The sequence below is a fragment of the Streptomyces pathocidini genome, assembly GCF_001418495.1.
Lineage (GTDB): Bacteria > Actinomycetota > Actinomycetes > Streptomycetales > Streptomycetaceae > Streptomyces > Streptomyces pathocidini.
On the sequence record NZ_LIQY01000413.1, the window covers coordinates 1 to 6,872 of the forward strand.

Genomic DNA, 6,872 nt, shown 5'->3' on the forward strand with positions numbered 1-6,872 from the left:
CAGCCCCTGGTCCGGCTCCTGGGACCACCACCCCAACGACCCCGACCACGGCACCGCCCACTCCTGGGACGTCTGGAACCGCCTCGACCACACCGAGTACCGGACCCAGATCCCCCGCTTCCTCGCCGAGTTCGGCTTCCAGGCCCCGCCCGCGTACGCCACCCTGCGGCGCGCCCTCAGCGACGCCCCGCTCGCCCCCGACTCGCCCGGCATGCTGCACCACCAGAAGGCGGGCGACGGCAACGGCAAGCTGGCCCGCGGCCTGGCCCACCATTTCAACGAGGCCGTGGACTTCGACGCCTGGCACTACCTCACGCAGGTCAACCAGGCCCGCGCCATCGCCACCGGCATCGAGCACTGGCGCTCCCACTGGCCGCGCTGCGCCGGCACCGTCGTCTGGCAGCTCAACGACTGCTGGCCGGTCACCTCCTGGGCCGCGATCGACGGCGACGGCCACCTCAAGCCGCTCTACCACGAGCTCAGGCGGCTCTACGCCGACCGGCTCCTTACCGTCCAGCCGCGCGACGGCGGCCTGGTGGCCGCCGTGGTCAACCAGTCCGCCGAGCCCTGGACGGGCCACGCGGTGCTGCGCCGGATCGCCGTGGACGGGACCGTACTGGCCCAGGAGCGGCTGCCCTTCGGCTGCGCCGCCCGCGCCGTGGCCACCCTCCCGGTGCCCGGGTCCGCCACCCCCGCCGAGGGCTCCGCGAAGGAGCTGCTCGTGGTCGAGGCGGACGGCGCGCGGGCGTTCTGGTTCCCCGCCCGGGACAAGGACTTCGCCTACCCGGCGCCGCGCTGGGACCTCTCGGTCGCGACGACCGGGGCCGGGGCGGAGGTGACCGTGACGGCCCGCACTCTCGTACGCGATCTGCTGCTCCAGGCGGACCGGCTCGCGCCCGGGGCCCGCACGGACACCGGGCTGGTGACCCTCCTGCCGGGGGAGAGCGCCACGATCGCGGTGCACGGCTGGGCGGCGGACGGCTCACCGGAGGCCGCCGTGGAGAAGGCGCTGTTCTGCGTGAACTCGGCCCAGAAGACCACTGGTTGACGCCGGATCAGAGCATGTCCTCGATGGTGATCGGCACCTTGCGCACCCGCCGGCCCGTCGCGTGATGGACGGCGTTGGCGATGGCGGCCGAGACGCCCACCTGGCCGACCTCGCCGACGCCCTTCACACCCAGCGGATTGACGATCCGGTCCTCGACGTCGACGAGCTCGATGTCGACGTCGGGGACGTCGGCGTTGACCGCGATCAGATACTCGCCCAGGTTGGAGTTCGCCCAGCGGCCGGTGCGCGGCTGCATGCGGTTGGACTCCAGCAGCGCCTGGCCGAGCCCCCACAGCATGCCGCCTATCAGCTGGCTGCGGCACGTCTTGGGGTTGAGCACCCGGCCCGGCGCGAACGCGCCCGTCAACCGGCGCACCCTGATCAGTCCCAGCTCCGCGTCCACCGCGACCTCCGCGAACTGCGCGCCGAAGGTCATCATCCCGTACTGCTCGGTGGCCTCCGCGGGCATCCAGGCGCCCGAAGCCTCCGCGTCCGGCTGGAAGTTGCGCCGCAGCAGGTCGGCGTACGACTCTGCGTCCGAGCCCGCGGTCATCACCCCGTCCCGTACGGTCACGGTCGCCGGGTCCGCGCCGTGCAGGGGTGAGCCGCTGTCGGCCACGGCCCGGGTGACGAGCTGGTCGCGCAGGGCCTTCGCGGCGGTGTGCACGGCCGCGCTGATCATCCCGGCGCCGGAAGAGCCCACCGCGGCCGAGATGTTGGGCAGATCGGTGTCGCCGTTCTCGAACCGGCAGCGGTCCACGGAGATGCCCAGGGTCTCCGCCGCCACCTGCGTCATGACCGTGGCCACGCCCGTACCGAAGTCCGGGGTGGCCGCCTGGACGACCGCCGTGCCGTCGGCGTAGATGCGGGCGCGGGCGCGCTGCGGGTTGTTCGGCTGGTAGACCGGGTAGCCCGCGGTGGCCATGCCGGTGCCGATCAGCCAGTGGCCCTCGCGCCGCCTGCCGGGCTCCGGGTCGCGGTCGTGCCAGCCGAAGCGGGCGGCCCCGCGCTCGTAGCACTCCTTCAGGCCGCTGCTGGACCAGGGGTGGCCGGTCGCCGGGTCGGTGTCGCTGATGTTGCGCAGCCGCAGTTCGAGCGGGTCGAGGCCGAGCTGCTGGGCGAGTTCGTCCATCGAGCACTCGAGGGCGTGCATCCCGGACGCCTCGCCGGGGCAGCGCGTGAACGTGGGCGTCATGGTGTTGGCGCGGATCAGCCGGTACACGCCCTCGTAGTGGGGGCACCCGTAGATCTGCGAGGCGACGCCCAGCGAGGGCTCGGCCCAGTGGTCGAACGGGGAGGTGGGGGAGAGCTTGTGGTGTCGCAGCGCGGTCAGCTTGCCGTCGCGGGTGGCGCCCAGCGTGATCCGCTGCTCCTGCTCCTCGCGGTGGCCGCAGGAGGTGAACATCTGCTCGCGGGTGAGGGAGAGCTTGACCGGCCGGCCGACCTCCCGGGCGGCCATCGCGGCCAGCGCCGGGTGGTGCCAGATCATGGCCTTGGAGCCGAAGCTGCCGCCGACGAAGTGGCTGACCACCCGGACCTTGGTGATCGGCAGGCCCAGCAGCGCGGCCACCGTCAGCCGGGTGGCGTTCACGCCCTGCGTCGCGTCGTGGAGGACCAGCTCGTCGCCGTCCCACTGCGCGGTGGTGGCCGAGGGCTCGATCGGGTTGTGGTGGTTGGCCGCGTAGCTGAACTCGCCCTGTACCAGGGCCTCGGCCTGGGCGATCCCCGCCTCGATGTCGCCGCGCCCGGAGCGGCCCGGGATGAAGTCCGCGAAGATCGCCTCGGGCTCGTACGCCTGGTCGCGGCCCTGGTCGATCGTGGTGACCGAGGACGACTCCTCGTAGCGGACGCGCACCAGGCTCGCCGCGTGCCGGGCGCGCTCGTGGGTGTCCGCGACGACGACCGCCACCGGCTGGCCCGCGTAGTGGACGGTGGCGTCCTGCATCGGGAAGAAGGTCTGGCCGGGCGCCGCGGAGCCGGCCAGCGAGGGCAGCAGCGGCGGCAGCGAGGCGATTTTCTCCAGGTTCTCGTGGGTGAGGACGGCCAGCACCCCGTCGGCCGCGCGGGCGGCCCCGGCGTCGACGGCCGTGATCCGCCCGCCGGCGATCCGGGCGCCGACCAGATGGGCGTAGGCGATGCCGTGGAGCGGGATCTCGGCGGAGTAGCGGGCCGCGCCGGTGACCTTCTGGCGGCCGTCGACGCGGTCGAGGGACTGTCCGATGGCCGGTGCCGGAGGTGCGGTGGCGGTCATGCCGGGCTCCCGTTCGCGAGGGTCTCCAGGGCGCGCACCATGGCGCGCTGGGCCAGTTCGACCTTGAAGGCGTTCATGGGGGTGGGGCGGGCCGTGGACAGCTCGACCCGGGCGGCCTGCTCGAAGTTGGCGCGCTGCGCGACGGCCCCGATCAGGAAGTCCTCGGCGTGCATGGCCCGCCAGGGCCGGGTGGCCACCCCGCCGAGCGCCAGCCGCACGTCCGCGATGGTCCCGTCCACCAGCGACAGCGCGGCGGCCACCGAGACCAGCGCGAACTCGTACGACTCCCGGTCGCGCACCTTCAGATACAGCGACCTGCGGGCCACGGGGACGGCCGGGACCTCGATGGCGGTGATCAACTCGCCGTGTGCCAGGGGGTGTTCGCGGTCCGGGGTGGAGCCGGGGAGCAGGAAGAAGTCGTCGAAGGCGTACGCGTGGGTCTCCTCGCCCGGGCCCTGGGTGTGCACCCGGGCCTGGAGCGCGGCGAGGGCCACGGCCACGTCGGAGGGGTGGGTGGCGACGCAGTGCTCGCTCACACCCAGCACGGCGTGCCCGCGACTGACACCCTCGATGGCCGGGCAACCGGTGCCCGGCTCGCGCTTGTTGCAGGGCGACTCGGCGTCGCGGAAGTAGGAGCAGCGGACCCGCTGCATCATGTTGCCGCCCATGGACGCCATGTGGCGTAGCTGCGCGGACGCGCCCAGCTCCAGGGCCTGGGCGATCATCGGGTAGCGCTCGCGTACGAGCGGGTCGGCGGCCACGTCGCTCATCCGTGCCAGGGCGCCGATCCTCAGGGCCCCGTCGGGCTGGGGCTCGATGCTGTTCAGGGGGAGGTCGTTGATGTCGATGAGGTGGCGCGGGGTGAGGACGTTCTGCCGGAGCAGATCGACCTCGGTGGTGCCGCCGGCGAGGAACGCGCTGCCGGGGTCGGCGCTGACGGCGGCGATGGCCGTGGCCGCGTCGGCCGCCCGGGCGTAGGTGATGGGACGCACGAGGGGTGAACTCCCTGCATTCTGGCCGCTGTCGGCGCGGGCGGGGCTAGCGCCGCTGTCCGTCGCGGACGCTGCGGATGGCGGCGCGGATGTGCGGATAGGCGGCGCAGCGGCAGAGGTTGCCGCTCATCCACTCCTTGATCTCCGCGTCGTCCCCGGCGTGCCCCTCCTCCAGCAGCGCCACCGCGGACATGATCTGGCCGGGGGTGCAGTAGCCGCACTGGAACGCGTCCTCCGCGATGAACGCCCGCTGCATGGCGTGCAGTTCACCGTGTTCCGCGAGCCCCTCCACGGTCGTGACCTCGCGCCCCTCGCAGGTCATCGCGAGGGTGAGGCAGGCCAGCACCCGCCGGTCGTCCACCCGCACGGTGCACGCGCCGCAGGTGCCCTGGTCGCAGCCCTTCTTCGCGCCGGTGAGCTCCAGATGCTCGCGCAGCGCGTCGAGCAGGCTGACGCGCGGTTCGATCTCCAGGGATCTCTCCTCGCCGTTCACGGAGAGGGTGACTCCTACGGGGCCTGGGCCGCGTTCTTCGATTGCCGCGCGCTGCCGTTCGCCCAGCGCCGGGCCTTGTGCAGACATGGGAAAGGACCTCCATTGGCCGTCCTCCTCATGCTCCGGTGGCGGCAAAACCGCCGCAACTCGGGCTGTTCCGGCTCATCGGTGGCAGCAGCGGCGCCACAGCCCCGGCAGGCCGTCGGCGAGGAGGGACAGCCCGATGCCGACCATCCAGGCGTCCTTGGCCAGCGGCAGCCCCTGGTCGGTCCACTTCAGGCTGCCCTCCTGCCGCATGCCCGGGGTCCGCAGATACAGCCCGACCGTGCCGAGCGAGAACGCCGTCAGACCGGCGCCCGCGACGGCGGCCGGCACCACGGGCACCAGCAGGGCGGCGGCGAGCGCCAGCTCCGCCTTCGACAGCAGGCTCACGAACTGCTTCGGCTCGAACGAGCTCAGGAACGGGTACGTGCCGACGGCGAAGCCGTGCAGCTGCTCGGCCAGTTCCTCGTCCGCGTCCACCTTCGACAGGCCGGAGTTGAGCAGGAACGCTCCGACGCTCCAGCGGAGCGGCAGTTGGCGGGCCTGACGGGCCGCGAACCGCGCGGTCAGCGGGGTCATGGGACCTCCTCGGGGGCTGGGCTCTCGCTCACGTGGGGCCGGTTTTCCGGTTCCCGCTGCGGTTTGCGGACCCCGCTCACATCGGGCTCGGCTTGATCAGGGCGAACACCGCGCCCTGCGGGTCCCGCACCACGGCCATCCGCCCGGCCGGCATGTCGAACGGTGGCTCGATCACCGAACCGCCCGCCCTGACCAGGGCGTCCACCGTCGAGTCGGCGTCGTCGACGGAGAAGTACGTGAGCCAGTGGTCGGGGATCTCCTCAGGGGTCTCCGGGCCCAGCGGGCGCATGCCGCCGACCGTACGGCCCCGCACATTGAGTGCGAAGTAGTCCTCGAACCCCTCCATAGACTCGATGTCGATGGAGAGCGCGGCGGGGTAGAAGGAGCGGGCGCTGTCGGGGTTCCGGGTCGCCAGCTCGTTCCAGATCAGCGCGCTGTTCTCGTTGACGATCCCGGCGCCCGCGAACTCCTTGGGCTCCCAGACGCCGAACACCGCGCCCGCCGGGTCCGAGGCGACGAACATGCGGCCCAGCTCCATCACGTCCATCGGCGGGCCGAAGACGATGGAGCCGCCGTGCTCGGTGACCGCCGCGTGGGTCGCGTCGGCGTCGGCCGATGTGAGATAGGTCGTCCAGACCGTGGGCGGTGCCGGCTGGTCGCCCATCGGCTGGGCGGCCATGACACCGGCGACCGGTTGGCCCTTGAGCGTGCACACCGAGTAGCCGCCGTAATCGGACGGCCCGATCTCGCCCTGCCAGCCGAAGAGATCGCGGTAGAAGTCCAGCGCGGCCTGCTGGTCGGGGGCGGTGAGCTCCACCCAGCAGGGGGTGCCGGGGGTGTAGGGAGCGGTGACCTCGGGCATGGTGAGCCTCCACGACGAACCCCGCCCGGGGCGTCCCGGCCGCGGGCGGGCCGGTTTGGTGTGTTCCCCTTGCCCCACACTTCCGGAGAACGGACGGGCCCGCCACTCGAAGCCGGTGCCTCGACGAGGCCCCCAGCCGAGCGCGGGCCCCGGTCGGCGCCCGCCGCCCGCGGTGTCCCACGCGCCGCCCCGTGCCGGGCGCCCGCCCGTGGTGTCAGCGCCCGGCGCCCGTAGTGACCGTGCGCTCCTCGGAGAACGCCCCCCACGTCCCGTCCGGGAGCCTGGCGCGCAGCTTCACCGCGTACGTCCTGCCCGCCTTCTCCCCGACGAAGAAGCTGTACGCGGCCCTGCCCTTGGGGGGCGCCGCGCCCCAGCTGAGGGTCGTGGCGAATCTCCCGTCGAGGTGGATCTCGTACGCGGTGACCTCGCCGCCCGTCCTCGGCGGGACCCAGGACAGGTCGAGGTGGTGCGAGCTGCCCTCGGCGTGGGTGGTGACGCGGAGGTCGGCGGGCGCGGTGCCCGCGTCGCCTCCCCGGCCCTTCGCGGTCGTCAGGCGGGCGGCGGGGCTCGCGGGGGAGGAGTGGTCGGCGGCGTCGCGGGCCTTG

General features: G+C 73.1%; 6 protein-coding genes and 1 pseudogene. 1 reads left to right on the forward strand and 6 read right to left on the reverse strand.

The features are described from left to right. Positions 1 to 1,048, forward strand: a pseudogene (locus AOK16_RS19085) (glycoside hydrolase family 2 protein); the annotation flags it as partial. 7 nt (positions 1,049 to 1,055) lie between these two features. Here the strand turns inward: AOK16_RS19085 and AOK16_RS19090 are convergent. The 6 genes from AOK16_RS19090 to AOK16_RS19115 form a co-directional block, all read right to left on the reverse strand. After that, the gene (locus AOK16_RS19090; RefSeq protein WP_055473430.1) at positions 1,056 to 3,299 is read right to left on the reverse strand and encodes a xanthine dehydrogenase family protein molybdopterin-binding subunit; all 2,244 of its coding nucleotides are present in this window, start codon (positions 3,297 to 3,299) and stop codon (positions 1,056 to 1,058) included. Then, positions 3,296 to 4,291 carry an FAD binding domain-containing protein gene (locus AOK16_RS19095; protein WP_055473431.1) on the reverse strand — a complete coding sequence of 332 codons (996 nt, stop codon included), beginning with the start codon at positions 4,289 to 4,291 and terminating at the stop codon, positions 3,296 to 3,298. The genes AOK16_RS19090 and AOK16_RS19095 overlap by 4 nt, the downstream gene beginning before the upstream one ends. Positions 4,292 to 4,337: 46 nt before the next feature. Next, the gene (locus AOK16_RS19100) at positions 4,338 to 4,871 is read right to left on the reverse strand and encodes a (2Fe-2S)-binding protein (RefSeq protein ID WP_055473432.1); all 534 of its coding nucleotides are present in this window, start codon (positions 4,869 to 4,871) and stop codon (positions 4,338 to 4,340) included. A gap of 75 nt (positions 4,872 to 4,946) precedes the next feature. After that, entirely contained in the window at positions 4,947 to 5,405 is a 459-nt protein-coding gene (locus AOK16_RS19105; RefSeq protein WP_055473433.1) for a hypothetical protein, read from the reverse strand. Positions 5,406 to 5,481: 76 nt separating this feature from the next. Beyond that, positions 5,482 to 6,267: a VOC family protein gene (locus tag AOK16_RS19110; RefSeq protein ID WP_055473434.1), complete on the reverse strand. Its 786-nt coding sequence runs from the start codon at positions 6,265 to 6,267 to the stop codon at positions 5,482 to 5,484. 214 nt (positions 6,268 to 6,481) lie between these two features. Continuing rightward, positions 6,482 to 6,872, reverse strand: a 391-nt coding sequence (locus AOK16_RS19115) for a fibronectin type III domain-containing protein (RefSeq protein WP_169790917.1), incomplete at its 5' end; no start/stop codon positions are given.